Below are 25,700 nucleotides of genomic sequence, written 5' to 3'. Positions count from 1 at the left end.
CATGCATTCATTTAAAGCTTTGTCAGCACAGTTTGAAGAACAGTTTAGCAAAAGACAATTCCCGGACCACCCTGCCAACCTGTACGATCCCGCCCAGTACATTCTCGGGATCGGCGGAAAGAGGATCAGGCCGGTATTGTGCCTGTTGGGGAATGAATTGTTTGACGAGATACAGCCCGACGCATTCCATGCCGCCAACGCGATAGAGCTCTTCCATAATTTCACCCTCATCCACGACGATATCATGGACAAGGCGCCGCTTCGCCGCGGCATGCCCACCGTGCATACGAAGTACAACGATTCCGCCGCCATACTCGCCGGCGACGTGATGCTCATTCACAGCTACGAATACCTCAACAAGATCGCCGGCAAATACCGCACGAAGATCATCAGCGTGTTCAACAAAGCCGCCCGCGAAGTGTGCGAAGGCCAGCAGTTGGATATGGACATGGAACAAATGCAGCCGGAACAGGTGAAATACGAAGACTATATGAACATGATCGCTCTCAAAACCTCCGTGCTGCTGGCTGCCAGCCTGCAAATGGGCGCCATCACCGGCGGCGGCAGCGACGGCAACCAGGGGCACCTGTACGAATTCGGGAAAAACGTAGGCATCGCTTTCCAGATACAGGACGATTACCTGGATGCTTTCGGCGACCCGGAGAAATTCGGGAAGAAGCAGGGCGGCGATATTCTTATCAACAAAAAGACCTTCCTGCTGCTCAAAGCGCTGGAGCTCTGCAATCCCGCCCAGAAACAGCACCTGCACCAGCTCATGGAAACCAACCCGGACAACAAGGTGGCGGAAGTGCTGCAGGTGTTCCACGATTGCCGGGTGGACGAATGGGCCGAAAAAGAAAAGGAACGTTTCAGCCAGATCGCCTTTGAGCACCTGGAAGCGATTGCGGTATTATCGCACCGCAAAGCGCCGCTGAAAGAGCTGGCGGATTTTCTTTTGACGAGGCAACATTGATAACTGAATAGTATTATATTTGACCGTTAATGGTAAATGGTAATCGGGAATAGGGTTGCTGTTTACCATTAACGGTTTTTAATATCAACCTTCAACTACAACAGATGTCTAAATCGCTTTTCAGGAAAAAGTCCCTTGCCAGTATTTTGCAGGATGCCAAAAGCGGCGAAGCCGATGCGCATGCTTCAGGGCTTAGAAAGGTGCTGAATGTGCGTGATCTTACCCTCATGGGAGTGGCGGCGGTGATCGGCGCCGGTATTTTCTCCACCATCGGCCAGGCCGCGTACGACGGCGGTCCCGGCGTGATCTTCCTCTTCCTGCTCACGGCCGTTACCTGCGGCTTTACGGCCCTCTGTTATGCCGAATTCGCATCCAGGGTGCCGGTAGCAGGCAGCGCGTATACTTACTCTTATGTGGCCTTCGGTGAAGTAGCCGCCTGGATCATAGGCTGGGCGCTGATCCTGGAGTATTCCATTGGTAACATCGTGGTGGCTATTTCCTGGAGCAGCTATTTCAACAACGTGCTGGAAGGCATGAACATCCACTTGCCTGCCTGGCTGGTAACAGACTACCAGAGCGCCAAAGAAGCATTTGCCGAAGATCCTTCAAAGGCTGTGGCCTGGGCCACCGCGCCCATCATCAACGGCTGGCGCGTGATCATGAACATCCCCGCTTTCCTGATCGTGGTGCTGATCACCATCGTAGCCTATGTGGGTATCCGTGAAAGTAAAAAAAGCGCCAACGCCATGGTGGGCCTCAAGCTCATCGTGCTCGCCGCAGTGGTGCTCATCGGCGTGTTCTATATAGACACCAGCAACTGGACGCCCTTTTTGCCCAACCAGTTCGAAGGCGTGCTGAAAGGCGTGTCTGCCGTGTTCTTCGCGTACATCGGTTTCGACGCCATTTCCACCACCGCCGAAGAAAGCGCCAACCCGCAGAAAGACATGCCGCGGGCGATGATCTATTCACTCATCATCTGCACTGTGATATACGTGATCGTTACACTGGTGATCACCGGTATGGTGAATTATTCGGAATTCAACAACGTATCCGACCCGCTGGCTTACGTGTTCGACAAGCTGAATATGGAAAAAGTGGGCTACGTGATCTCCATCAGCGCCGTGGTGGCCGCCACCAGCGTGATACTCGTGTTCCAGATCGGGCAGCCGAGGATATGGATGAGCATGAGCCGCGACGGCCTGCTGCCGAAAAAATTCGCCAAAGTGCATCCTAAATTCCATACCCCGGGCTTCTCCACGATCGTAACCGGCATCATCGTGGCAGTGCCTTCCCTGTTCCTGGAAAGCGGGCTGGTAACGGACCTCACCAGCATCGGCACGCTGTTCGCCTTCGTGCTCGTTTGCGGCGGCGTATTGTTACTGCCAGCGGTGGATAAAACCACGAAACGTTTCAACCTCCCTTATATCAACGGCATGATCATCGTGCCGGTACTGTTCGTGCTGTTCACATTCTTCTTCCGCGACCGCATCAGGCAGTCCTTTGCAGACATTGCCTATTTCGATCACGAGCTCGTGCTGTTCCTGATATTTTACATCCTGGCCGCCGCCATCACGGTGGCTACCATGCTCAAGCGCCTCTCCCTCATTCCCGTGCTGGGCATGCTCTGCTGCCTGTACCTGATGATCGAGATACCGGTGCGCAGCTGGATGTTCTTCTTCGGCTGGATGGCCTTCGGCCTGGTGGTGTACTTCCTGTATGGTTACTGGAAGAGCAAACTGGCTCCCAAAACTGCTTAAATTCCATACGGACTGATATAAAAGCGGCCGTTCCCCTTAAAAAGGGAGCGGCTGTATTGTTTCCAGGGATTTCGTAACTTTAGTACGGTAGCTCTTTCCTTACTTAAAACTTTCGTTATGAACCTCCTGCAACGCATTGAACGGTGGGGCGATAACCATCACCCCAAATGGATTGACGGTTTAAGGATTTTGCTGGGATTGCTCCTCATGTGGAAAGGCATTCAGTTTGTCAACAACATTGACGTGCTGAAGGCGCGCATAGCCGAACAACCTTTCCTGACGGCGCTTTCTTTCTGGCTGGCTCATTACATAGTTTTCGCGCATACCGTGGGCGGGTTGTTCATCGCCCTGGGACTGCTTACCCGTGTTGGCGTGATCGCCAACCTGCCGGTGCTGATCGGCGCGGTGTTCTTCGTGAGCGCCGGAACGGGCCTCTTCTCCGTTTATCCTGAGCTCAGCCTCTCCATCGCTGTTTTACTGATGCTCCTGTTCTTCCTCGTGGAAGGCAGCGGCCGCATTTCGGTGGACGAATACATGCGGCGGCACCCCGAGCCGGATAATTACCCTACCGGGATGAAGTAAAACTAACGGCAGATGCTTAATTTTGCCTGCTATGAAATATACAGTAGGCGATAAGATCCTCATGCTCCATTCCAAAGAGGAAGGAACAGTAGTGGATATCATTAACGACAAGATGGTGATGGTGGAAGTGGGCGGCACGAAGTTCCCGGTGTACCTGGACCAGATAGACTTCCCGTATTTCCATCGTTTTTCGAAGAAAACAGCCCCATTGCCGCCCAAACGGACCCCCGGTGAGGAAATCCGTAAAGAAAAGCCAGTTCCGCACGTTAATAAGCCTGAAAAAGGCATGTTCCTCACCATGCTGCCCGTGTGGCAGACGGACGCTTTTGGCGACGACGTGGTGGAGGATATGAAATTCCACCTTTCCAACGAAACCAACCGCGCCTACACCTTCCGCTTCGAAATATGGCTGAATAACAGCCTGTTCCTGGAACTGAAGCAGGAGATCTTCCCCTTCCAGCATCATTACCTGGCAGACCTGGAGTTTGACCAGCTGAACGATAACCCGCGCTTCGAATTCAGCTTTTCACCGAAAGAAACGGACCTTACCCTGGCCGCCGCCCTGGATAAAACCTGGAAAGTGAAGGCCAAACAGCTGTTCCAGCAGCTGGAAACCCTCAAAAAGCAGGAAAAGGCGACCATCGAATACATGCTGTTCGATAAATACCCGCTGCGCCCTGAAAAGGACGACTATGGCTTTACGCCGGTGGAAAAGAAAAAGCTCTCCACCCTCACGTCTTTCCAGTCGCTGAAAGAGAATGCCCGCGTGGACGCCAAATACGAGATAGACCTGCACATAGACCGCCTGGCAGACAACTGGCGCGACCTGAGCCCGCTGGAGATCGTGGCCATCCAGCTGAACGAGTTCCAGCACTACCTGGACCTCGCCATCGCGCAGCGCCAGCACAGCATGATCGTGATCCACGGGGTGGGTACCGGCCGCCTGCGCGACGAGCTGCACGAGATACTGAAAACGGTGCCGGAAGTGAAGTTTTTCGTGAACCAATACCATCCTTTCTACGGTTACGGGGCTACAGAGATATTTTTTAAGTAATTTTGCAGATTCCGGTGTACAACACCCGGCATAACGGCGCTATCGTCTCTGCCGCAAGGCAGGGAAGGAAAGTCCGGACAGCATAGGGCAACGCACCACCTAACGGGTGGGGCGCCTGTGAAAGCAGGCGTACAGAAAGTGCCACAGAAAATTACTTCCTCAGGGCAACCTGCGGTAAAGGTGAAAATGTGGGGTAAGAGCCCACATCCCGGGATGGTAACATAACGGGAGGGTAAACCTTGCGTGCTGAAATGCCATGTAAACGGTCGTTTGAGGGCTGCCCGCCTGATGACCGAGGGTAGGCAGATACAGGCGTTCAGTGATGAACGTCGCAGATAAATGATAGCGGCCCCGTTGCAGAACGGGGCACAGAATCCGGCTTACAAGTTATGCCGGGTGTTGTACACCGGAACCTTTAACCAAAATCAGCATACTATGGAAACGCAAAATGACATCCGCGCCAATAAAGATGACAGGACCTGGGGCATGCTTGTCCACCTCGGCGGGGTAATAGGCCAGGCCATATTTTCGCCGGTAGGCAATATCCTCGGCGCCCTGGTGCTCTGGCTCTTCAAAAGAAATGAATCTCCTTTCGTGGATGTGGAAGGCAAAGAGGCCCTTAACTTCCAGATCACCATTAGCCTGGCCGCAGTAGCCCTCAATATCATCAACGGCATTGCATGGGGCGTATGGTCGTTCACCAATTTCCTGATCAATGAACCTTTTATCAGGCATGGCGACTGGAGTTTCCAGTTCATCTCCACCTTCGGCTTCAGCAAACTATTATGGGCGGTGAACCTTATATTTTCCATTATCGCCGCTATCGAGGCTAATAAAGGCATCCATTACCGCTACCCGGTAAGCCTGCGGCTGGTGAAATAATTCTTTGCGTTAACCGCAATAAGGAGGGGCTGGCATCCGGGTCGGCTCTTTTTGTTTTCGAAACCTGTCCCAATAATTTGAACCTTCAATGAAAATCAGAAACCTCGTCGAATTGTTTACTATCCTTCCTGAAGACGAAAGGATAATTGTCGATGTGTTGCGGCAGATAATAATGGAAACTCTTCCAGGATATTGCAAAGAGAAAATATCATACAATGTTCCGTTTTTCTTTGGCAACAAAGGCATCTGTATTATCTGGCCTTCAACTGTTCCGCGGGGAGGTATCAAAAAAGGTGTTCTTTTAGGCTTCTGGTACGGAAACAAATTAAATGACCATGATGGGTTTCTGTCTCATGGAACTAACAAGCAAATCTTTTATAAGATCTACCAGACTCCGGAGGAGATCGATGACAGGCCTATAAAAAAGCTTTTAAAGGAAGCGGTCAAGTTAGACAGTACTTTCAAAAAAGTATCCTGAGTTGTATTTCTTGACTATTGATCGTCGGAAATAAAAGCATGCCATTCATCCCGAAGCTTTTCATCAATTTGATAATTAGTATTTGTGGTACCGTCGCTGAATGTTCCTACAAATCGATTTAATAAAATTTAAAATAAAATGGGCCGGCTCAAAAGAAAAGAGCCGGCCCCTTATTTTGTTTTTCCGTTTGAACCGATAGCAAGCAAACAGCCACATTGGCCGCCGTTATTTCAGCACAAGCGTATCGCTGTAAGCCACGGTAAACGTATCGATTGCACGGGGAACGGGGATATACGACGAACGCAGCGCCACTTTCGTATCAACCGCCACCTGCTCCAGCGTCACTGAATCTGTTTTTGCATCGATCCGGGCGGTGCGCGGCTGCTGCATGGCATCGGTGTACGACAGGCTGGTGGCCACGTTCAGCAAGGTATCCGCGGGCGAGAAATATACCCTGTAAGTGCCGGGAGCTACCAGTACGGGCGGCCTGGCCGCATCCACGATGCGGTTGGTGAGCGACGACACATACAGCGGCCCATAGATCCTTACGCCGGAAAGCGATTGGCCGATAGACCGGTTCCCTTCACCGTCGTACGTGTACAGCACAAAATTCTGCACATATTCCGCGATGCCGGAAATGATCGCGGTCACGGTATCCTGCGTGTTACTGCCGGTGGTTTTGAGCATCATGGAATCTGCATTGTTGTTCCAGTAGATCATGTACCTGGTAATGCTGGGGTCCGGACTGGGATTCCATTGCAACTTGATGCGCAGGTTGCCCTGGAAAGCTTTCAGGTTGCTGACGGGCCCGGGGTATATGATCTCCCGGTTGCCAAGCAGGTCTTTGTATTGATCCTCATCTTTCATGCAACCCGTAAAAAAACAGGCCATGAAAAATATTAAGATGGAATGTTTCATATGATTTACTTTTTACCGGTTGTTTAATTGGTGTTGCCGTAAAAGGTGATCTCCATTGCATGCGCGAACGTGGCGCCGGACCATGATTCCGAAACCGCCAACCGGATGAACCGTGTCCTGGGCGCGGTAAACGGCACGTTGAATTCCATGCCTTTGTTGAAGAATGCCCGGTCTGTAGCCGTAGGCGCGGTAGGCGGAGCCCCTGAGGGAGGGCCGGGCCACTGGTAATTACCCATGTTCACCCAATCGCCCAATACGGTGCCCTCTTCCGCAAATACCGGCAGCACGGCGTCTGCCGGCGCGGGATTATCTGAGCCCCAGATCGAAAACACTTTAGGATTGCCATGCGCGTATTCGTAGCCTGACCTGCCAAAGAGCACAAACCGGCTCAGCTTGGCGGATACGCCGAGGCCGAAGGTGCAGACGATGGGCAGGGGAACGTTCTGCTGCACCGTATGCCAGCCGGTGCCGCCCGTATTGCCATTCCAGAGGTTAGACAGGCTCCAGCCGAAGCCGATCTTGCCGTCGCTGGGCAGCTCATTGCCGAAGAACTTACTCTTGTCCAGCTCTTTTTCGAATAAAGGACGGATGGTTTGATAAACAGTGTCTGAATTATTCCCCCATTGGTCTGTGATATACACGGCAAACTGCTTGGGCAGTGTATCGAAGCCCCTGGTGGAAAAGCCCATGCTTTCAAAATCGCTGAACCGCTGCTCGTAGATCGCGTATTTATCGGCCCCCTCAGGCTTGTACAGCACAATAGCGCCCACCGGTTTTTTGTTGACGTTGGTGGTTTGTACGTTCAGGCCGCCGAAATCCGGCTGTATGCGGATGGTTTTGGCCACTAGCCTGTACACGGGCGTATCGGGAAATACTTTCACGGTCACCGCGTCGGACTCTACATTTGAACGGGTCACGGTGGTGAGCTTCACTTCGTATTCTTTTTTCTCCGCAAAACCTTCCACCGTAATGCTGTCGCTGTAGTAGCTGGATTTTGTCTGCCTTTTTTTCCCGGTCTGCCCGTTGATCACGTACTCCGCTTTCACGTACAAAACATTGCCGGATTTGGGAAGATCGTAGGTGATGTACGACCCGCCGTTGAAATTCGCCACCCGGATATTCGTTACCACGCCGGGTTTCGTTTTGTCGCCGGAAATGGGCTCGTTGTAATCTTTTGCTTTCGAGCAGGCATGCAGGCATACAATGACGGCCGCGAAAAAGGCCATTTGCTGGATGATATGTTGAAGATGCATAGTTGCTGGTTTGAAATGAATGAAACGTTTACCAATACAGTGTCTGGACAAGGTTCGGGTTGTTGGACAGCGCTGCGTCTGACAATGGCCAGAAGTAATCCCTCACCGTCATCGCGGGGATGAACAGTGTTTGTAGGGTGTAGAAATTGGTGTTTGTCTTCTGGAAAATGCTCCAGCCCTGCACCGGCGTAGCCAGCACGGTCAGCATTTCTTTCCAGCGGCGGAGGTCCCAGCCGGCTTTTCCTTCGAAACACAATTCAACCCTGCGCTCGCGGTGGATGATCTCTCGCAGGCCGGCTTTGGTGGCAGGTTTGGATGGCGAAGCGCTATATTGCTGCCAGGATTCCACGACGCCTTTGAGACCGGCCCTTTGCCGTACAAGATCAATGTATTGATAGGCTTCCTGGCTGGGGCCGCCCGCTTCATTGAGGCATTCGGCATAGAGCAGGTAAAGATCGGCAAGCCGGATGCGCGGCAGGCGGTAGGCTGCCTGCTGCACGCCTTCGTTGAAAACAGTGAGATAGTTGACCAGCTTTTTGGGCCACATGGCCAGCATATTGATCCTTACCCTGTCTTTCGGGCCGGCCTTCGAATCGGGGCCTTTCGCTTCGATGTACAGCGGGTTGTTCTGGTCGGTCACGCCGTTGCCGAACCATACGCCGCCGTCGAAGCCGATATTGGCGTAGTAGCGCGCTTCTCTTTTGAAGTTGTTCTTCACGGTCATATAGCCGGATTTAATGAAATACCTGTTGGCATTGTCGCCCGCCTGCAATTCAAAACGCCGGGCATAATCCCAGGTCTTGTCTTCGTTGATCGGCACGCCATTGTCTGAATAGAAGAGGTCGGTGGTAAACAGCGGCACGGTGAAGCTGCCAGCCGCCGCGGTGGAGTTTTCCACGGCCTTGTTGGTAAGCCTGGGAATGCAATAGCTCTGGTAGCCGAAAGTGGGATTGAGGGCCCAGATCACTTCTGCGTTGAAGTCCCATTTTTCGGTAACTGCATTCTGGAGGGTGAGCACTCTCCGCAGCGAATCGTTCAGGTTGGGAATGTTCGCCGGCTGGATGAAGGTGTATAATTTCATGTTCAGGCTGGCCGCTTCATCTATCGCGGCTTTGCAGGCTTCGGCGGCTTTTTGCCATTTTGAAGGGTCTGCAGTGGCGGAGAAAAGCGTCTGCCCGTCTTTATTCTTAAAGCCAGCATAATCGGGGTTGCCGTTAAACAGCGGGCTGGCTTGCGTAGCGAGTATTTCCGCCTTGACAGACAAGGCTATCAGCCGCGTGATCCTGCCCAGTTCCTGCTGTGTGTTGCCGATCTGCACCGGCAGGTCTGCCGCGGCTTCGTCCATCATCTGCACAGCATAATTGAAGGCGGAATCGACCGGTTCCCTTTTCACCCTGATCTCTTCTATGGGTGCGGTAATGCTTTGATTCACGCGGTAAACGGGAATAGGGCCGTACATTCTCGCGAGGAAATAATGGTAATACCCTTTCAGGAATTTAACTTCCGCGATCCACCGCGCCTTTTCCTCGGCGCTGAGGTCTATCGGCTTGTCGATATTCTCCAGCATGATATTACACCGCCGGATGGCCTGGAAAATGCTGCTGCCGCTGTTGCTCCCGTCCCAGTAATTGAGCGCCGGGTTGGAGATGTTCTGCGTGGTGCCGCGTATCAGTTGGAAACCGATGTCGTTGATGGGCCTTTCGGAAAGGTCGTTCGGGTAAACGATCTCCGCGGACGTGGTAAAACCGGGATCATAGATGACGTTGCTGAAGCCCTGCAACGTATTGTAACAGGTGAAAAGGTAATTCTCTGCTTCGTTGCGGTTGCGGAAAGCGTAGTCGATCGTGCCCACGTTTTCCGGCGTTACGTCAAGGTATTTCTTACAGCTTTCGCCGCTCACGCAAAGCAGGCCGAGCAACAGGATGAGCGTGATCCTGGTTTGTATGTATGTTGAATGGATGTTCATGTTTTGTCAGTTTACAGGTTCACGTTGATGCCAAAGTTGTATGCCTTCTGGATGGGATAGTTGAAGCCGTTGCCGCCCAGTTCGGGGTCCCAGAGGTCGAATTTGGTGATGTTGAAAAGGTTGATGCCGTTCACATACAGGCGGCAGTATTTTAACCCGATCTTTTTCACCAGGCCTGCGGGCAATGAATAGCCGATCTCGGCGGTCTTCAGCCGCAGGAAGCTGCCGTCGCGCATCCACCAGGTGCTGCGTTGCAGGTTGTTTTCGATCGCCTGAGCGCTCACACCCAGCCTGGGATATAGCGCGTAAAGATCCTGGTTGTCCTCAGACCAGTGATCGTCCGCAAAAGCCTGCAATACCTGCGACTGGCTTTGTATCTGAGGCGAAGGCGGTATCACGAAGGGGCTCACGGAACGGGGATCGATAAAGAACGAAACTCTCGATTGCCCCTGGAACCGCGCGTTCAGTTCAATTCCCTTGTAGTTGATGGAAAACCCGAAGCCGTACATGATCTGCGGCGTGGTAGGAAGCCCGATCGGCGCCTGGTCTGCCACGGTAATGCGCCCGTCGCCATTGAGGTCGCGGTACTTGATATCCCCGCCTTTCACGATGTTGCCGCCAAACTGCTGCGATGGCGAGGCAGAGGCTTCCTTGTCGTCTACGAACAGCCGCTCTGCAATATAACCCCGCTGCTGGCCGAGCATGGTGCCTGACACATAGCGCCAGGGTTCTGCGTATTCAGGTTCTTCATAAGTGCCGTATTCGCCTTTGGAATAGGTGAAGTTGGACATGAACTGTATCCTGAAATTCCGGTTGATGTCGTGGTTGTAATTGGCGGTAAGGTCCAGCCCGCCCACTTTCACGGTACCCACGTTGGTGAGGATGCCGGCTTCCAGGCCCATGCTGCTGGGGATGTTCCTGGCCATCACGATGTTGCTTCGGTCCTGCTTCCAGTACTCGGCTATGAAGTCGAAGTTTTTGAAAAGTGTCATTTCAATGCCTGTGTTCAGGATCTTCGCGGTTTCCCAGGTCACGTCCCTGTTTTCATAGTTGCGTATCCTTACGCCGTTTCGGTTGTAAATGTTGTTCAGCCCGAACGAGGAGCCGTTGCCGGCGTTGAGGTTTACGTCTGACAGGTAAAAGAAACGCTGCTGGCCAATGTCGTCGTTGCCGCTGAGGCCATAGCTGGCGCGCAATTTCAGGGAACTGACCATTTTTGCGAGAAGGCCGCTCCAGAATTTTTCACGCGATACGATCCACGATGCGCCGATAGTAGGGAAGAAGCCATAGCGGTTGTTTTCCGAGAAACGCTCTGAGCCGTTGTAACCGAAGTTGAATTCGGTAAAATAACGGTTGGCGAAGTTGTAGCTCAATCTCCCGGCGAGATTGAGGTTCCGGTAAGGCAGCGAGTATTGCAGGCTGGGTGTGTTGGTAATTGGATCCACACCGTTGGCCACCAGCCGCTGCTGCCGTACGCCAATGAGCGAACCTGCGATGTTGTGATCGCCCAGCTGCCTGGAATACTCCAGCTGCGCCTGGAATTGCAGGAAAGTATTGGCGTCTTTCCGCCCGGGTGAATAGATGAGGTATTCTGTAGCCGCTTCGCCGTTGCCGGAGCCGGGGCCGCCGAGGAATATGCCGCCGGGCAGGGAGTTCAGCCAGGTGAGCGTGTAAATGTTCTTCGCGCGGTTGTAATCCTGCGGCAGTACGGTGTAATAAAATGGATTGTAGGCCATCGTATTGTCGAAATAGGAATAGCGGTTGGTGTTGAAGAAACCGTGGAATTTTAATCCCTCTGCAAGGAAATCCAGGTCCTGGTGCAATTCCAGCGTGGCAGACATACGTGATTCCGAAAATCTTTTATATCCTCTCAGCATCTGCGCATAAGGATTGGAATACCCTACGCCGCCGTTGCTGCTGCCTACCTGGCTGGAATTGCCGAACAGGATGTGCTGTGTGAGCAGGTTGGCGGAATCGGGCTCGTAGAAGGCTGGAAACAGCACGGGACTGGTATGCATGGCCGCGCTGTAAAGGTCAGACGAAAAGGATGCATCATTCGTAAGGGGGCCCGAGTAGTCGTTGAAGTTACCCCACAGGCGCAGCACCATTTCGGTGGTCTTGGTCAGGTTTACATTCACATTGGACCGCAGCTGGTAGTTCTTATAGTTCACATTGTTGTTGAAGTTGTTCGCGGCATTTCTTTTCAGCATGCCATTGTCGTTGCTGAAAGAGCCGGATACCAGGTACCGCGCCACATCGCCGCCGCCGGTGATGTTCACGTTGGCGCGCTGCGTGGTGGACGATTTGCGGAACAGCATATCCAGCCAGTCCACCGCCGGGTATACGTAAGGATTACTGCCTGGCGCATTCTTCATCGTTTGTTCGGTGTTGTATATCTTATCTGCGTCGAACACGATGGGTTGCAGCGGATCGCGGGTGGTGCTGGCTTCGTTGTAGAGCTTCATGTAGGTGATGGGGTCTGCCAGCTTAATGGTTTGTGTAGGCTTGGAAATGGCGTTTTCGAGGATGATGTTGAGGTTCGTTTTCCCGGCCTTGCCTTCCTTGGTGGTAACAAGAATAACGCCGTTTGCGCCGCGGGCGCCGTAGAGTGCGGTGGCGCTGGCGTCTTTCAGGATGGAGAAGCTCGCGATGTCGTTTACCTGCAGGCGCGCGAGATCGTTAGGCGTCAGCTCTACGTTGTCTATCAGGATGAGCGGGTTCTGCCGGTAGCCGAAAGTGGTAACGCCCCTGATAAAGAAATTGGAATTGTCCAGCCCCGGCTGCCCGCTCTGCTGGAAGCCGATCACGCCGGCAACCTGGCCCGCCAGGGCGTTGGTAAGGTTACTGCCGGCCGTTCGCAGGTTGCCGGGAGTAATGGTGGATACGGAGCCCACCACCGATTCCTTGATCTGCTTTTTACCGAAAGCCGTCACCACGAAGTCGCTGAGCACAGTTTCGGAAGACCGCAGCACAATGTGCAGCACTTTGTTTTGCGCCGTCACCCTGATGCTGTCGCCGCGGTAGCCTACGAACTTGAAGGCCAGGATGGCGCCGGAAGTGACGTCCAGCACGAATTTACCGTTCATGTCAGTAGCTGTGCCGGCTTTAGTGCCGCTGATCATAACCGTCACCCCGGGCAGCGGCGTGCCGGAAGAATCAGTGACCGTGCCGATAACGGAAAGCTTTTCCTGCGAGTAGGATTTCGTGAATACCATACAGGAAAACAGTAGCATACAGGTGTACGCCAAGCCCGTGGATAGCTTTTTCATCATAAAGGAAATGTTAGGTTAAGAATTGATTTTGATTGATAACAGTGAATGGTGGATTAGGCTTTAGCAAATAGTTGCACATTCCGGGCAATGTGATTGCCGGTTCAAGGAATGCAACAGTGAATGGTCAGGATCGTTTCAGTGCATAGTTATACGTTCCGGGCATTTTGAATGCCGGTTCATAGAATGCAATGTGAATTACCCGGTCACGTCTGCGCATAACGGCACTCCCGGGCCGTTGCGGCCGGTTAAGGGAATGCAGTGGCGGGTGACCGCGATCACTGGTTGAATGGTGACTGATTTGTGTTTTTGGTCAGATCAGGTTTTTAGGGAGCCGGGCACACACACTGACGCAGCATGCAATGCATCAGCTTACAAACAAAATTTTCTGCGGCTCGGTGGTTAAGTGGTTACATTAAAAAATAAAGGAACTAAATTTTCATAACGGATTTTGAATACTATCTCTCGTTTAGCCTGGCGGTTAATACATACATCTTACATACAACAACAATAGGTTACAACCGGTCAACCTTTAACCAAAGTAGAATAAATATCGAGAATAAAAAAGAAACGTTAATATAGTATAAGCAATCGCTTCTATACTATAAAAACAAAGGGTATACGACGGAATGCCGTATACCCTTTGTTTAGATATTGAAAACGTTTAAAGCCGTTTTAGTCTTTCGTCAGCGCCTGCATCTTCACTTTGTTCTTCTTCGCGTTCTCGCCTTTCGTTTTAGCCGCGAGCTTCAACGCTTCGTATACATTCACCACGCCGCCCGATTTGGAAAGGTCTGCAAAAGGCACTTCCACATCTTTTGCGCCGGGTTTGTTCACCATCTCTGCGCCGGGCAGGGGAGTGGCGGATTTTTCGATGATCTGTTTCAGCTGCCGCGCGCTGAGGTCAGGGTTGTAAGATAATACCAGCGCAGCCACGCCTGCCACAACGGGAGCGGCCATGCTGGTGCCGCTTGCGCTGCCGTATTTGTTGCCGCCGGGAACGGTGGAGTAGATCTGTACACCGGGCGCAAACACATCCACTTCTTTTTTACCGTAGTTGGAAAAGCCCGCGATCTTTGAACCGGTGCGCCCGTTGCCGGAAGCGCCTACGGTGATCATGTTGTCGGCTTCTTTTCCATCGTTGAAAGTATCTTTCGGATAATTTTCCACTTCATCGTTATTAGCGCCGTCATTGCCGGCCGCGTGAACGAGCAGTACGCCTTTTTCCTGTGCGTAGCGGATCGCATCGTCTACCCATTCTTTCTGCGGGGAGAAGCCTTTGCCGAAGCTCATGTTGATGATCTGCGCGCCATTGTCTACTGCGTAACGGATGCCCAGGGCAACATCCTTGTCTCTTTCATCGCCTTCAGGCACTACTTTCACGGCCATGATGCGCACATTGTCTGCAATACCGTCTATGCCGGTACTGTTGTTGCGGATAGCGCCGATGATGCCGGCCACGTGCGTGCCGTGGAAAGCGAACTGGCCCTGCACATCAGCGTTGCCATAATAGCGGTCGTTGATGTCGTTCAGGTTGTCTCCCACGATGGTGGCGCGTTTATCCTGCGGCTCCGCGCCGGTGTATTCTGCTTTGCGTTTAAGTTCTTTTACGTATTCAGCCAGGTCGTTCTTGAGGGCCTGGTAGGTAAGGCCTTCTTCATTGGTGCTGTGCAGCAGGCGGAGCGCGAAGCTGCGGGCCAGCATTACATCCTGGTCTGCGCTGCGCAGTGTATCCAGCTGCTCAACGGTGAAGTCGTTCGTTTTGAGATGCTCGGCGAGGATGCTTTCGCATTTCAGGAGGTTTTCCTGCACCTTAAGCATCATCTTGTAGTCTGTTTTCGCTTGCGAAGAAGGCTTCTGGATGCGGTCTTTCAGGCGCGTCCAGTACACGTATTCCTTGGTGTCCTTTTCCAGGGCGGAATCGGGGTTGCCGTACAGCCTGCGGAAGCGGTAGTATTCACGGGTAGCCTCGTCTGAGTCTTCTTTAACGGTGCTGCCATCTTTTGCGCCGAGAAAGTTCCAGCCATATACATCATCCACGTAGCCGTTGCCGTCGTCGTCGATGTGGTTGCCGGGAATTTCTTTCGGGTTGCGCCAGAGTATATCGCGCAGGTCTTCGTGCGTGGTGTCTATACCGGAGTCTATCACGGCAACGATCACCGTTTTGCTCTTTTTGCCCTTCAGCAGCTCGCTGTAGGCTTTTTCAGCGCTAACTCCGTACACGCTGTCTGTTCCATAGCTCAGTAATTGCCAGTTTTTTGCTACTGCTTTCTGTTGACTAAAACCGGTTGCAGACGTTGTAAAAACCAAACCTGCTACAATGGCCAGCTCTCTGCAAATGTTCATTTTATTCAATTTTCCTAGATATTACAATTCAGATACCGCAATTCGTTAAAGGTATGATAAATGCGTTATAACAGATGATTATGTGTGGTGAGTGGCGCAGCAGCCTGACTATTGGTTGTGAAACACTAGGAAACCATACGTCAGATATTTATCCAGCAACCGGCCTTTACATTGTTATAGCCCCATTTGTCACGAACTGCTTTAGCAACCGCGGTTTTCCCGTTAATTTTAAAGGCCGTCATTGCCCGGCGGCCGTCCGGAAAAGAGGCAAAGATCAGGATTTCAGCACTAAGCTCAGACCCAATTAACATTTCTTTCACTTTAAAACCACCTTGTTTTTACTTTTCATTTATATATTAAATTTTCCGCCATGTTTAAAACAATTGTATTAGCAACCATGACCTGGACCGTGCTTAGCGCCGGCCAGCCGCCGGGGGGCGTGTATGCCGCCGGCAACAGGACAAATGTTATCCAGGCAGATCCCGGGCCGAAAACGGCGCCTACTGCCATTGTATTCGTGAATTGCGCCGAAACGCAGCGAAAGGGCGAAAAGGAGGCGCTCAGCATCACCGGGAGGGAACAGGCAGGCCATCTGGCCAAATTCCTGGAAAACGAGCCCGTAGCGGCCGTTTATTCCCCTTACAACGCCTGCCTCGTGGAAACGGTAACGCCGCTGGCCAAAACCAAGGGCTGCAAAGTGGAATATTACCGCGACGCCTGCGAGGACAACCCGGAGGTAATGCGCCATATCCTGGAAACGATGCTGGAGCGGAACGACGGGAAAACCATCGTGGTATGCGCTCCTTCAAAAAGTATTACGGCCATGGCAAAGATGCTGGGGATCAGGGAAAAAGAGCTGAAATACAGCAGGGGCGTGTTTAACGAGGTGCTGATCGTCAACGTTTTAGGGTTCGGGGAAGCCGTAGCACAAAAGTTGAATATGAATTTTCAAAAAAAAGTGTAATATTTATACCCAGAGAGCGTACATGATGCTTCCCAGCATCAGTATTCTTTCTCATAAGCATGGTTTCCGTTTAACGAAAAAGCGGGGTTCTCCAACCCCGCTACTTCACTTAAGACATATATCCTTTTCCTTTTTTTACCCTTACAGATCGAATTTGATGCCCTGCGCCAGCGGCAGTTTATCCGTGTAATTGATGGTATTGGTCTGCCTGCGCATGTAAGCCTTCCAGGCGTCAGACCCGCTCTCGCGGCCGCCTCCCGTCTCTTTTTCACCGCCAAATGCCCCGCCGATCTCAGCGCCTGAAGTGCCAATGTTCACATTCGCAATGCCGCAGTCTGAGCCCGCCTGGGAAAGGAATTGCTCCGCTTCGCGCAGGTTGAGGGTCATGATGGCGGAAGAAAGGCCCTGGGGTACGTTATTCTGTATGGCAATGGCTTCTTCCAGCGTATTGTAGCGGATGAGGTAAAGAATAGGAGCGAAGGTCTCATGCTGCACAATGCTGTAATCGTTCTTCACCTCTGCTATGGCGGGTTTCACGTAGCAGCCTGATTCGTAGCCTTTGCCTTCCAGCACTCCGCCTTCCACGATAAATGTGCCGCCTTCGGCCTTGCATTTCTCAATGCTTTGCAGGTACAGCTCTACCGCCTGTTTGTCGATCAGCGGGCCTACGTGATTATGCTGGTCCAGCGGGTCGCCGATGCGGAGTTGCTTGTAAGCGTTTACCAGCTTGGTTTTGAAGGATTCGTACACGCTGTCGTGTATAATAAGGCGGCGGGTGGAGGTGCAGCGTTGCCCGGCGGTGCCCACGGCGCCGAATACGCAGCCGATGAGGCTCATATCCAGGTCCGCATCTTTGGAAATGATGATGGCATTGTTGCCGCCCAGCTCCAGCAGCGATCTTCCCAAACGCGCACCCACCGCGGCGCCCACGCTCTTGCCCATGCGGGTGGAGCCCGTGGCGGATACGAGGGGAACGCGGGTGTCGGCAGCCAGCCATTCACCCACTTCGCGGCCGCCAACTACCAGGCAGCTCACGCCTTCGGGTACGTTGTTGTCTGCAAATACTTTGGCAGTGATATGCTGGCAGGCCAGCGCCGTCAGCGGTGTTTTCTCTGAAGGCTTCCATACGCACACATCGCCGCAAACCCAGGCGAGCATGGAGTTCCAGCTCCAAACGGCAACGGGGAAATTGAATGCGGAAATAATGCCGGTGACGCCCAGCGGATGCCATTGCTCATACATGCGGTGGCCGGGCCTTTCGGAGTGCATGGTAAGACCATGCAGCTGGCGGCTGAGGCCCACCGCGAAATCGCAGATGTCGATCATTTCCTGTACTTCGCCGTATCCTTCCTGGAGGCTTTTACCCATTTCGTAGCTCACGAGGCGGCCCAGGGATTCTTTATATGTTCTGAGCGCCTGGCCAACCTGGCGCACTACTTCGCCGCGGCGGGGCGCAGGCCACTGGCGCCATTCGGCGAAAGCTTCCCCGGCTTTGCGGATCACGGCGTCGTAATCGTTGCGGGACGCGGTGCTTACGGTTGCAATTTCCTTCCCGTCTACCGGGGAAAAGGAGGTAATGGGCGCGCCGCCGGCCGTCAGCCATATGGCTCCCGTGGAAACCCCGCTGTTGGCGGCTTCAATATTGAATTCCCTGAGAATGTTCTGCATCATGTTTATATCTGTTTTCAATGATGAATTTTTGTACTTTCAATTCATGAATATCCTGAAAGAACCCTGGCCCTGGTATATCGCGGGGCCATTGATCGGGCTTACCGTTCCGCTGCTGCTGCTCATCGGCAACAAGGCGCTCGGCGTTTCCTCTTCTCTCCGGCACATCTGCGCCGCCTGTATTCCCGGCAAAATTCCTTTTTTTCAGTATGATTGGAAAAAAGAAAGCTGGAATTTATTTTTTGTCGGCGGCATCATGCTGGGCGCACTTGTCACGTTGCTGTTCCTGCAGAACGGCGAGCCGGTGAAGCTCAACCCTTCCACCATCGCGGCTTTACAGGCTGCGGGCGTGCAGGAGTTTGACGAGCTGATGCCCGGTGATATCTTCAACTGGGGCAATGCTTTTAATGCCACAGGATTGGTGTTTTTCATGGCCGGCGGCTTTATGGTGGGCTTCGGCACCCGTTACGCCGGCGGCTGCACTTCCGGCCATGCCATCATGGGTATCGCTACGCTGCAATGGCCTTCCGTGGTTGCGACCGTTTGTTTTATGGCGGGCGGTTTTGCTATGACCCACCTCATTTTACCTCACCTGATGAAATGGCTCCTGTTATGAAAAACCTGAAATTCCTCCTGGTGGGGATGGTTTTCGGCATCATCCTCGTTAAATCGGAAGTGATCTCCTGGTTCCGCATCCAGGAAATGTTCCGGCTGGAATCTTTCCATATGTACGGCGTGATCGGCAGCGCCATTGTTACAGCTATGGCCGGCGTGATCATCATCCGCAAACTGCGCCTGCGCACTGTTTCCGGGGAAGAGATCGTGATCCCGAAAAAAGCATTCACCAAAGGAAACATCATCGGCGGGCTGATCTTCGGGTTGGGCTGGGCCATTACGGGCGCCTGCCCCGGGCCGCTGTTCGCACAGATCGGCAGCGGGTTTACCGTCGTGATCGTTACGTTGCTGAGCGCCGTTGCCGGCACCTGGGTGTACGGGCGTTTCCGCGATAAGCTGCCGCATTGAGAGTTATCCCTTATTTCTTGCCGGTTTGCGCGGAATAAGTGCTTTCGAAGATCTTGTCTGCATTATTCGCTTCAAAGCCTTCCCGGCGGTGTTCCCGCCTGATCTCGGAAGCGGGCAGCTGCGCAAATTGCGGCAGCACTCTCCGTTCTGCAAACTCCACATAAGAACCCGCGATCTCCAGCGTTTCGTTGTTTGCGAAGGTAGCGGGTATCATCCGCGCTACGGTGGAGCTTTGCGCCAGGCCGTTGTCCGGACTGGTCTTCACTTTGCCACCGGAATCGTTGAGGCGGAAACCTTTTTTTTCGAGGAATGCGTTGAAATCCGCTACGGTATTGTACCCGGGCTTCAGGTTATGTACGCTTACGGTGAAGTGGTTGAGGTAATAACGGTTGTAGATCACCCAGGCGGCATATTCGCTTTCCGCGGCCAGCGTCTTGTAATCGGCGATGGTGGGCGTACGCCAGAGCGCGCTGTGGAGGAAGTGGTCCACGGCGGCGCCATCGTTCAGGTCAAGGCCGTCTACCGGGTCCGCCTTTACTTCGCTGGTATAGCTATGAATGATCTGCTGCGCCTGCTGGCTGAGGTCTTTCACGCGCAGCTCGCTGATGAAGATGCGGGGATATTTATCGGCCGGGGGCGCATACCAGTACGCATCCAGCTTCTTTTCCGGGAAAAAGTAGTAATCTCTTTTCGTATAGCCGTAATGGAGAAATATTTTTTCGAGGGACTGTATGCCCAGGTGGGGAACGCCCAGGGTGCGGAAAGCGATGTGGTCATTCTCTATATCGTTGCCGCCGGCAATGATGCCTTCGGATATCATGGCCTGAATAATAGCGCCCACATCGGGAACGCGCTCTTTGTAACGGCTCATCAGTCCGTTCAAAACTGTTTCCAGCGTAGTCATGTTCTGTGTTGTTGAAATAAATAAATGGAGGTTAATAAGCAGGTGAAGGCATGCGGCTCATGGCACGTGCGAGCAGGTGCTGCGCAGGAAGGAGAGGAGGGACAGTTGTATGTTCAATAATGCGTTCACAGGAACGAATATAACGATCAATCGGGAATTAGAAAAATGAGGCTGTTAATGGAGGGAAAGGGCTGTGAAGAAGGGGCTTTAAGACTTGCCTGGCTCCGGGTGGAGCAATAAAGCAGCGAAGCCCGTCATTGCGAGGAGCGGCAGAGCAAAAGCGGGAGGGGCGACGAAGCAATCTCCTTCATTGGATTGATAATCCCTGTATTTGGAGATTGCTTCGTCGCGCTTCCCGCCGTACAGAATTCCTTGCCGCTCCTCGCAATGACGGGCTTCGCTGCTAATACTGTTCCTGGTCTGTCGGAAAATTTTTTGCTTTTACATCGTGGATGTATTGCTGCGTGGCTTTGTAGATATCGTCGTAAAGGTTCAGGTAGCGGCGCAGGAAGCGGGGTTTGAATTCTTTGTTGATGCCCAGCATATCGTGCATGACCAGCACCTGCCCGTCCACATACTTGCCGGCCCCGATGCCGATCACCGGGATGGTCAACTGCTCAGCCACCTGTTTGGCCAGCATGGCGGGGATCTTTTCCAGCACGATCGCAAATGCGCCGGCTTCCTGGAGCAGCTTGGCGTCCGCCAGCAGCTTGGTGGCCTCCGCATCGTCGGTTGCGCGAACGGCGTATGTGCCGAATTTGTAAATGGACTGCGGGGTAAGGCCCAGGTGCCCCATTACGGGAACGCCTGCACTGATGATCCTTTTCACGGATTCGATCACTTCTTCGCCGCCTTCGATCTTGATACCGTGCGCGCCGGTTTCTTTCATGATGCGGATGGTGGAGCTGAGCGCCTCTTTACTGTTGCCCTGGTAAGAGCCGAAAGGCAGGTCTACCACCACGAAGCTCCGGCGGATGGCCCGCACAACGGAGGAAGCGTGGTAAATCATCTGGTCGAGGGTAATGGGCAGCGTGGTTTCGTGGCCGGCCATTACGTTGGAGGCGGAGTCGCCCACCAGCAGGATGTCTATCCCTGCATCATCCAGTATCCTGGCCATGGAAAAGTCGTAAGCGGTGAGCATGGAAATCCGCTCCCCGTCGGTCTTCATCTTTTGCAGGATATGCGTGGTGATGCGCTTGATCTCTTTGTTTACAGCAGACATTGCAGAAAAAATTTATACCCGGCCAACCCGGGAATCCACAAAGTTGCAACATAATTCGGATTTGCCTGCATTTTTTTGACTTCAGGTAACGCTGAGCTTGCCGATCTCGTTGTAGAGGGAGCGTACCAGGCCGTCGGCAAGGCCTATCTTGGGCACGAAAATTTCGCTGATGTCCATCCAGCGCATCACGTTCACGTAGATCTGCAGGGCCGGCACGATCACGTCCGCACGGTCTTCCCGGAGGTTGTAGAGGTGGATGCGCTCTTCCACGGTGAAGTTGCTGAATTCTTTATAATAATCTTTCAGCTGGTCCAGCGTAAGGGGTTTGCCCTCCTTCTTTTTGGACATGGAGAATATCTTGTTGATATTACCGCCGGAACCAATGGCCACTACGGGGCCGTATGCCCGCAGCTGCTGCTTGAGGAAGTCTTTCATCTGCTGCCAGTGCGTTTCACTCACCTGGTGCTGCAAAAGGCGCAGTGTGCCGATATTAAAGGATTCTTTGAATACAAGCCGGTTGCCGCTGAAGAAAGTAAGTTCTGTGGAACCGCCGCCCACGTCTATATAAAGGTAACCCTTGGTCTTGTCGAGGTTTTCGGCGATATGGTTCTCATAGATATAAGAGGCTTCTTCCTTGCCGCTGATCACTTTGATGTCCATCCCGGTTTCGTTCTTCACACGTTCCAGTATTTCCTTCCCGTTGCGGGCGTCGCGCATGGCGGAAGTGGCGGCGGCTTTGAGGTATTTCACTTCGTACACGTCCAGCAGCAGCTTGTAGGCTTTGATGGTGTTCACCAGGCTGTCTGCCCTTTTATCGGAAATGGCGCCGGTGGAAAATACGTCGATCCCTAAACGCAGGGGCACGCGCACCAGGTTCACCTTGGTGAAATCCATCTCGCCGGTCGATTTCGGGGAAGCCTCCGAGATCAGCAGGCGGGCCGCGTTGGAACCGATATCTATTGCTGCCAGCTTCATGCCTGTTTCAGATTAACAATAACGTGTATGATACAACAGGCCCAAAGATATTTAAAACGCTGCTGAAATACGAACAGAATTGATCAGGTGTACGATTTTTCTGCAAGGTATTTTGCGATCTCAAGCTGGGCGCGCACTTTGCGGCCACTGGCATGTTTGTATGCGTTGCGCTGGTCGTTGTCGATGATGCGTACTTTCACATTGCTGTTCAACTGGATATTGAGTATCTCTATCAGCTCCTGCCTGATCACCGGGTCTTCGATAGATGCTGCGGCTTCCACGCGGTGGTCCAGGTTGCGGATCATCCAGTCGGAGCTGGCGATGTATACCTTTTCCTGCCCGTTGTTGTGAAAAACGAACACCCGCGCATGTTCCAGGTATTCGTCTATAATACTCACCGCTTCCATGTTGCGTTTCCACTTCTTATTCTCCGTATAGGCGCAACAGATGCCGCGGATGATGAGCTTTACCTCCACACCCGCTTTGGCGGCGTCGTAGAGCTTGAAGATCATTTCGTCGTCAGACAGCGAGTTCATTTTCAGAATGATGGACGCCGGTTTTTTACGGCGGGCATTCCTGATCTCGCGGTCTATCATGCGGATGAAGAACCGGCGCATGTTGTGTGGACTTACGATCAGCGTTTTGCAGGCCTGGAGGTGCTTCACGTCGTGGCGCGGACTTTCCAGGTAGGCGAATATACGGTTGATGTCCGCCATGATATTGCGGTTGGCCGTCAGCAGGCAGTGGTCACCATATACTTTCGCGGTCCTTTCATTCATGTTGCCGGTGCTCACGAAGCCGTACTGGGTGGTCGTGTTGCCGGATCTTTTTTTGATGACGCAGAGCTTGGCATGCACTTTCATGCCGGGTACGCCGAAGATCACTTTCACACCTTCCTCCTCCAGCCTTTCTTTCCATTGCAGGTTGGCCTCTTCGTCGAAGCGGGCGCGCAGTTCCAGCACTACCACCACCTGTTTTCCGTTGCGCACGGCATTGATGAGGGCGTTGATGATCTTGCTGTTGCGGGCCAGGCGGTAGGCGGTGATCTTGATAGTCGTCACTTCAGGGTCCATGGCGGCTTCGCGCAGCAGGTCTATCACGGTATCGAAGGAATGGTAGGGCAGGTGCAGCATCACATCCTGCTCCTGCATTACTTTCATTACGCTTGGCGCGTTGTGGAACAGCGGGTGGACGAGGGTTTTGCGGCGCATGCGCTCGCGGGTGAACACGCGTTCAGGGAAGTCCATAAAATCCTTGAAATTATGGATACGGCCCCCCGGTATGAGGTTATCTTTTTTAGACAGGCCCAGCCTGCGCATGAGGTATTCCAGCAGCAGCGGGTCTATCTGCTGGTCGTATATAAAGCGCACGGGCTTGCCCTTGCGGCGCGCCTTCAGCCCTTTTTCGATCTGGTGGATGATGCTGGTGGAAATATCGTTGTCTATGTCCAGCTCGGCATCGCGGGTTACTTTGATCACCCAGGAAGAGAACTTATCGTACCCGAAATAGGAGAAGATATGCGGCAGGTTGTAGCGGATCACGTCTTCCAGCAGCATGATGCTGTGCTCGCCTTCTTTGGATGGGAGGATGATGAAGCGGGAAAGCACGGCCCTGGGCACTTCTATGAGCGCGAACTTCTGGCGGATGGAATTGTCTTCCCGCGCCAGCACTACGGCGAGGTAAATGGATTTATCGCGCAGGTAAGGCATTTGCTGGATGCCTTCGATCATGAGCGGGATGATATTGGTGCGCACTTCTTCGTTGAAGTAGTTCTGCACGAACTTCTGCTGCTCTCGGTTGAGCTGCTTTTCGGTATGGAGGGTGATCTTTTCGTGTTTCAGCTCTTCCTCGATCTCGTGCCAGATGCGGTTGAATTCGGCCTGCTGGCTGATCACGGTGCTCTGGATGTCCTGCAGTATCTCATCAGGATTTTCTTCGAGGTGCATTTTGGCGGAGCGGCCCATGATGTCCATCCGTTTGAGGGTGGCTACGCGCACGCGGAAAAATTCATCGAGGTTGTTGGAGAAGATGCCGAGGAAGCGTATCCTTTCATAAAGCGGCACAGTGGTGTCTGCGGCTTCCTGCAAAACCCTGGCGTTGAAAGATAGCCAGCTGATGTCCCTTACAATGGTCTTTCTTTTGGATGATACTGACTTACTGGTCTTCGTAATTTTTTTCACCGGTGACTTTTTTGTTTTTACCGGCTCTAAAGCGCTGGCGGCGGAGTCCAATTTCATATTCACAATGATTTGAGGCGCGGGCATAATACGCGGCGCGCGGAAGATATAAAAAACGCACTACCAGGGCTAAGAGTCCGTGTTATCTTTTCATTAAATTACAGATTTCCGGCGGGATTGTTCGGAAGCGGCCTGCAGAAGGGCAACCGGAGCCAGGAGATGAATAACGCTGGCCCTAAAAGTAATAAAATTCTATTCCGTTTTCCGGGGCGCGGGCTGGTAATGTTTGTTGTACGCAGGGAACCCCAGCAGGCTGAGCAGCCCCAGCGCGATCACGAGCAGGGTTTGCGCCACCCAGATGATCCAGCCGAAAGCGTAGCCGATGGTGGTTTGCACGCCATACAGCACCAGCGTGTTCTGCACGATGATCTGGTAAGCGCCGATGCCGCCCTGGGTAACGATCATGCCTATACTGCCGAACGCGAGGATAGACAGGCCGGCTTTTACGCCCAGCGTCATGGTTTCCGGCAGGCAGCGGAAGGCGATGTATACCTGCGCGAAATAGAGCAGCCACATGGCGGCGGTATAAAAGAGGAACCAGCCTTTTTGTTTCATTTTAAATACGGAGAAGATGCCTTCCATGACGCCGCGGATGAGCGCGCGCAGGGCGATGGCGGCCTTTGTGCGGGCAAACCGGCGCAGCAGCCAGAGGAACAGCAGTACCACGGCGGCGATCACGGCCAGTGCGATTAGCAGGCGGGATACGCTGGCGTTGGCGTACATATTGGCCAGCGGATCGGTGATATAACGGGTCACGATACCGGCCACCACTTCTACCTGCACCAGGATGGTAACGGTAATGAGCACAATGAGGCAGATCAGGTCGAAGGCCCTTTCGGCGATCATGGTGCCCACGAGCTTGTCTACCGGTATCTTTTCATACCTGGCCAGGATGCCGCAGCGGGTCACTTCCCCGAGGCGGGGCACGGCGAGGTTGACGAGGTAACCGACCATGACGGCGAAAAAAGTATTGAGCTTGCGGGGCTCGTAGCCGAGCGGGAGAAAAAGCAGGCGCCAGCGCATAGCCCTTACCCAATGGCTGAGGAAGCCGAGTACGGCTGCCGGCAGCAATACCCAGTAGTTCGCCCTGCGGAGGGCGTCCCTGATCTCTTCTACCTGGGCGGGAGTGAGGTTTTTGGTCACCAGCCAGATCAGCAAAATGCCAATTCCCAGAAAACCGATGAACTTTAAAATGGTTTTGAGCAATTTAGGCATTTGTAACGCTGATA

At 53.0% G+C, this 25,700-nt stretch carries 21 protein-coding genes and 1 other RNA gene; 10 read left to right on the top strand and 12 right to left on the bottom strand.

Translation table 11 applies throughout. The features are described 5' to 3' along the window. Position 1 precedes the first annotated feature (1 nt). The 7 genes from R3I13_RS24775 to R3I13_RS24745 all read left to right on the top strand — a co-directional run bounded on the left by R3I13_RS24775 (position 2) and on the right by R3I13_RS24745 (position 5,726). The gene (locus R3I13_RS24775; RefSeq protein ID WP_346320681.1) at positions 2-973 is read left to right on the top strand and encodes a polyprenyl synthetase family protein; all 972 of its coding nucleotides are present in this window, start codon (positions 2-4) and stop codon (positions 971-973) included. Positions 974-1,077: 104 nt separating this feature from the next. Continuing rightward, positions 1,078-2,730, top strand: coding sequence for an amino acid permease (locus R3I13_RS24770; protein WP_346320680.1), 1,653 nt, complete (start codon positions 1,078-1,080; stop codon positions 2,728-2,730). Between the two features lie 117 nt (positions 2,731-2,847). Further along, on the top strand, positions 2,848-3,312 hold the full coding sequence (locus R3I13_RS24765; protein ID WP_346320679.1) for a DoxX family protein: 465 nt from the start codon (positions 2,848-2,850) through the stop codon (positions 3,310-3,312). Between the two features lie 31 nt (positions 3,313-3,343). Further along, the gene (locus R3I13_RS24760; RefSeq protein WP_346320678.1) at positions 3,344-4,366 is read left to right on the top strand and encodes a Smr/MutS family protein; all 1,023 of its coding nucleotides are present in this window, start codon (positions 3,344-3,346) and stop codon (positions 4,364-4,366) included. A 26-nt stretch (positions 4,367-4,392) separates the two neighbouring features. Then, an RNA gene (gene rnpB / locus R3I13_RS24755) (RNase P RNA component class A) lies at positions 4,393-4,765 on the top strand. A gap of 36 nt (positions 4,766-4,801) precedes the next feature. Beyond that, entirely contained in the window at positions 4,802-5,248 is a 447-nt protein-coding gene (locus R3I13_RS24750) for a DUF4870 domain-containing protein (RefSeq protein ID WP_346320677.1), read from the top strand. An 88-nt stretch (positions 5,249-5,336) separates the two neighbouring features. Then, entirely contained in the window at positions 5,337-5,726 is a 390-nt protein-coding gene (locus R3I13_RS24745) for a DUF1801 domain-containing protein (RefSeq protein ID WP_346320676.1), read from the top strand. 225 nt (positions 5,727-5,951) lie between these two features. Here R3I13_RS24745 and R3I13_RS24740 read toward each other — a convergent pair whose 3' ends face one another. The 6 genes from R3I13_RS24740 to R3I13_RS24715 all read right to left on the bottom strand — a co-directional run bounded on the left by R3I13_RS24740 (position 5,952) and on the right by R3I13_RS24715 (position 15,798). Continuing rightward, positions 5,952-6,644 carry a DUF4998 domain-containing protein gene (locus tag R3I13_RS24740; protein ID WP_346320675.1) on the bottom strand — a complete coding sequence of 231 codons (693 nt, stop codon included), beginning with the start codon at positions 6,642-6,644 and terminating at the stop codon, positions 5,952-5,954. A gap of 23 nt (positions 6,645-6,667) precedes the next feature. After that, positions 6,668-7,897, bottom strand: a complete 1,230-nt coding sequence (locus R3I13_RS24735) for a DUF5000 domain-containing lipoprotein (protein WP_346320674.1) — start codon at positions 7,895-7,897, stop codon at positions 6,668-6,670. 28 nt (positions 7,898-7,925) lie between these two features. Then, the gene (locus tag R3I13_RS24730; RefSeq protein ID WP_346320673.1) at positions 7,926-9,863 is read right to left on the bottom strand and encodes a RagB/SusD family nutrient uptake outer membrane protein; all 1,938 of its coding nucleotides are present in this window, start codon (positions 9,861-9,863) and stop codon (positions 7,926-7,928) included. An 11-nt stretch (positions 9,864-9,874) separates the two neighbouring features. Continuing rightward, positions 9,875-13,078, bottom strand: a complete 3,204-nt coding sequence (locus R3I13_RS24725; protein WP_346320672.1) for a TonB-dependent receptor — start codon at positions 13,076-13,078, stop codon at positions 9,875-9,877. Positions 13,079-13,807: 729 nt separating this feature from the next. Continuing rightward, entirely contained in the window at positions 13,808-15,478 is a 1,671-nt protein-coding gene (locus R3I13_RS24720) for a S8 family serine peptidase (protein ID WP_346320671.1), read from the bottom strand. Positions 15,479-15,618: 140 nt separating this feature from the next. After that, positions 15,619-15,798, bottom strand: coding sequence for a hypothetical protein (locus R3I13_RS24715; protein WP_346320670.1), 180 nt, complete (start codon positions 15,796-15,798; stop codon positions 15,619-15,621). A 50-nt stretch (positions 15,799-15,848) separates the two neighbouring features. Here R3I13_RS24715 and R3I13_RS24710 point away from each other — a divergent pair, with 50 nt between their 5' ends. Further along, complete coding sequence (locus tag R3I13_RS24710) at positions 15,849-16,442, top strand: hypothetical protein (RefSeq protein WP_346320669.1); 594 nt, start codon at positions 15,849-15,851, stop codon at positions 16,440-16,442. 141 nt (positions 16,443-16,583) lie between these two features. On the opposite strand, the gene R3I13_RS24705 is transcribed toward R3I13_RS24710, so the two are convergent. Next, positions 16,584-18,113: an aldehyde dehydrogenase family protein gene (locus R3I13_RS24705; protein WP_346320668.1), complete on the bottom strand. Its 1,530-nt coding sequence runs from the start codon at positions 18,111-18,113 to the stop codon at positions 16,584-16,586. 43 nt (positions 18,114-18,156) lie between these two features. Between R3I13_RS24705 and R3I13_RS24700 the strand changes: the two genes are divergently transcribed. Both R3I13_RS24700 and R3I13_RS24695 read left to right on the top strand, forming a co-directional pair. Next, complete coding sequence (locus R3I13_RS24700) at positions 18,157-18,726, top strand: YeeE/YedE thiosulfate transporter family protein (RefSeq protein WP_346320667.1); 570 nt, start codon at positions 18,157-18,159, stop codon at positions 18,724-18,726. Beyond that, on the top strand, positions 18,723-19,133 hold the full coding sequence (locus tag R3I13_RS24695; protein WP_346320666.1) for a DUF6691 family protein: 411 nt from the start codon (positions 18,723-18,725) through the stop codon (positions 19,131-19,133). The genes R3I13_RS24700 and R3I13_RS24695 overlap by 4 nt, the downstream gene beginning before the upstream one ends. Before the next feature lie 10 nt (positions 19,134-19,143). Here the strand turns inward: R3I13_RS24695 and R3I13_RS24690 are convergent, their stop codons facing one another. From R3I13_RS24690 to R3I13_RS24670, 5 genes are all read right to left on the bottom strand, one after another. Beyond that, positions 19,144-20,037: a DUF1338 domain-containing protein gene (locus R3I13_RS24690; RefSeq protein WP_346320665.1), complete on the bottom strand. Its 894-nt coding sequence runs from the start codon at positions 20,035-20,037 to the stop codon at positions 19,144-19,146. Between the two features lie 403 nt (positions 20,038-20,440). After that, positions 20,441-21,259: a 3-methyl-2-oxobutanoate hydroxymethyltransferase gene (gene panB / locus R3I13_RS24685; RefSeq protein WP_346320664.1), complete on the bottom strand. Its 819-nt coding sequence runs from the start codon at positions 21,257-21,259 to the stop codon at positions 20,441-20,443. Positions 21,260-21,340: 81 nt separating this feature from the next. Beyond that, the gene (locus tag R3I13_RS24680; protein ID WP_346320663.1) at positions 21,341-22,234 is read right to left on the bottom strand and encodes an exopolyphosphatase; all 894 of its coding nucleotides are present in this window, start codon (positions 22,232-22,234) and stop codon (positions 21,341-21,343) included. An 83-nt stretch (positions 22,235-22,317) separates the two neighbouring features. After that, a complete protein-coding gene (gene ppk1, locus R3I13_RS24675) occupies positions 22,318-24,471 on the bottom strand; it encodes a polyphosphate kinase 1 (RefSeq protein WP_346320662.1) in 2,154 nt (717 codons plus the stop codon). Positions 24,472-24,663: 192 nt separating this feature from the next. After that, positions 24,664-25,686: a lysylphosphatidylglycerol synthase transmembrane domain-containing protein gene (locus tag R3I13_RS24670; RefSeq protein ID WP_346320661.1), complete on the bottom strand. Its 1,023-nt coding sequence runs from the start codon at positions 25,684-25,686 to the stop codon at positions 24,664-24,666. Positions 25,687-25,700 lie beyond the last annotated feature (14 nt).

It is taken from the genome of Chitinophaga sp. YIM B06452, from assembly GCF_039655965.1.
Taxonomy (GTDB): domain Bacteria; phylum Bacteroidota; class Bacteroidia; order Chitinophagales; family Chitinophagaceae; genus Chitinophaga.
Note: the sequence above shows the minus strand (reverse complement) of the source record. Positions and strands in the feature narration are given on the sequence as shown.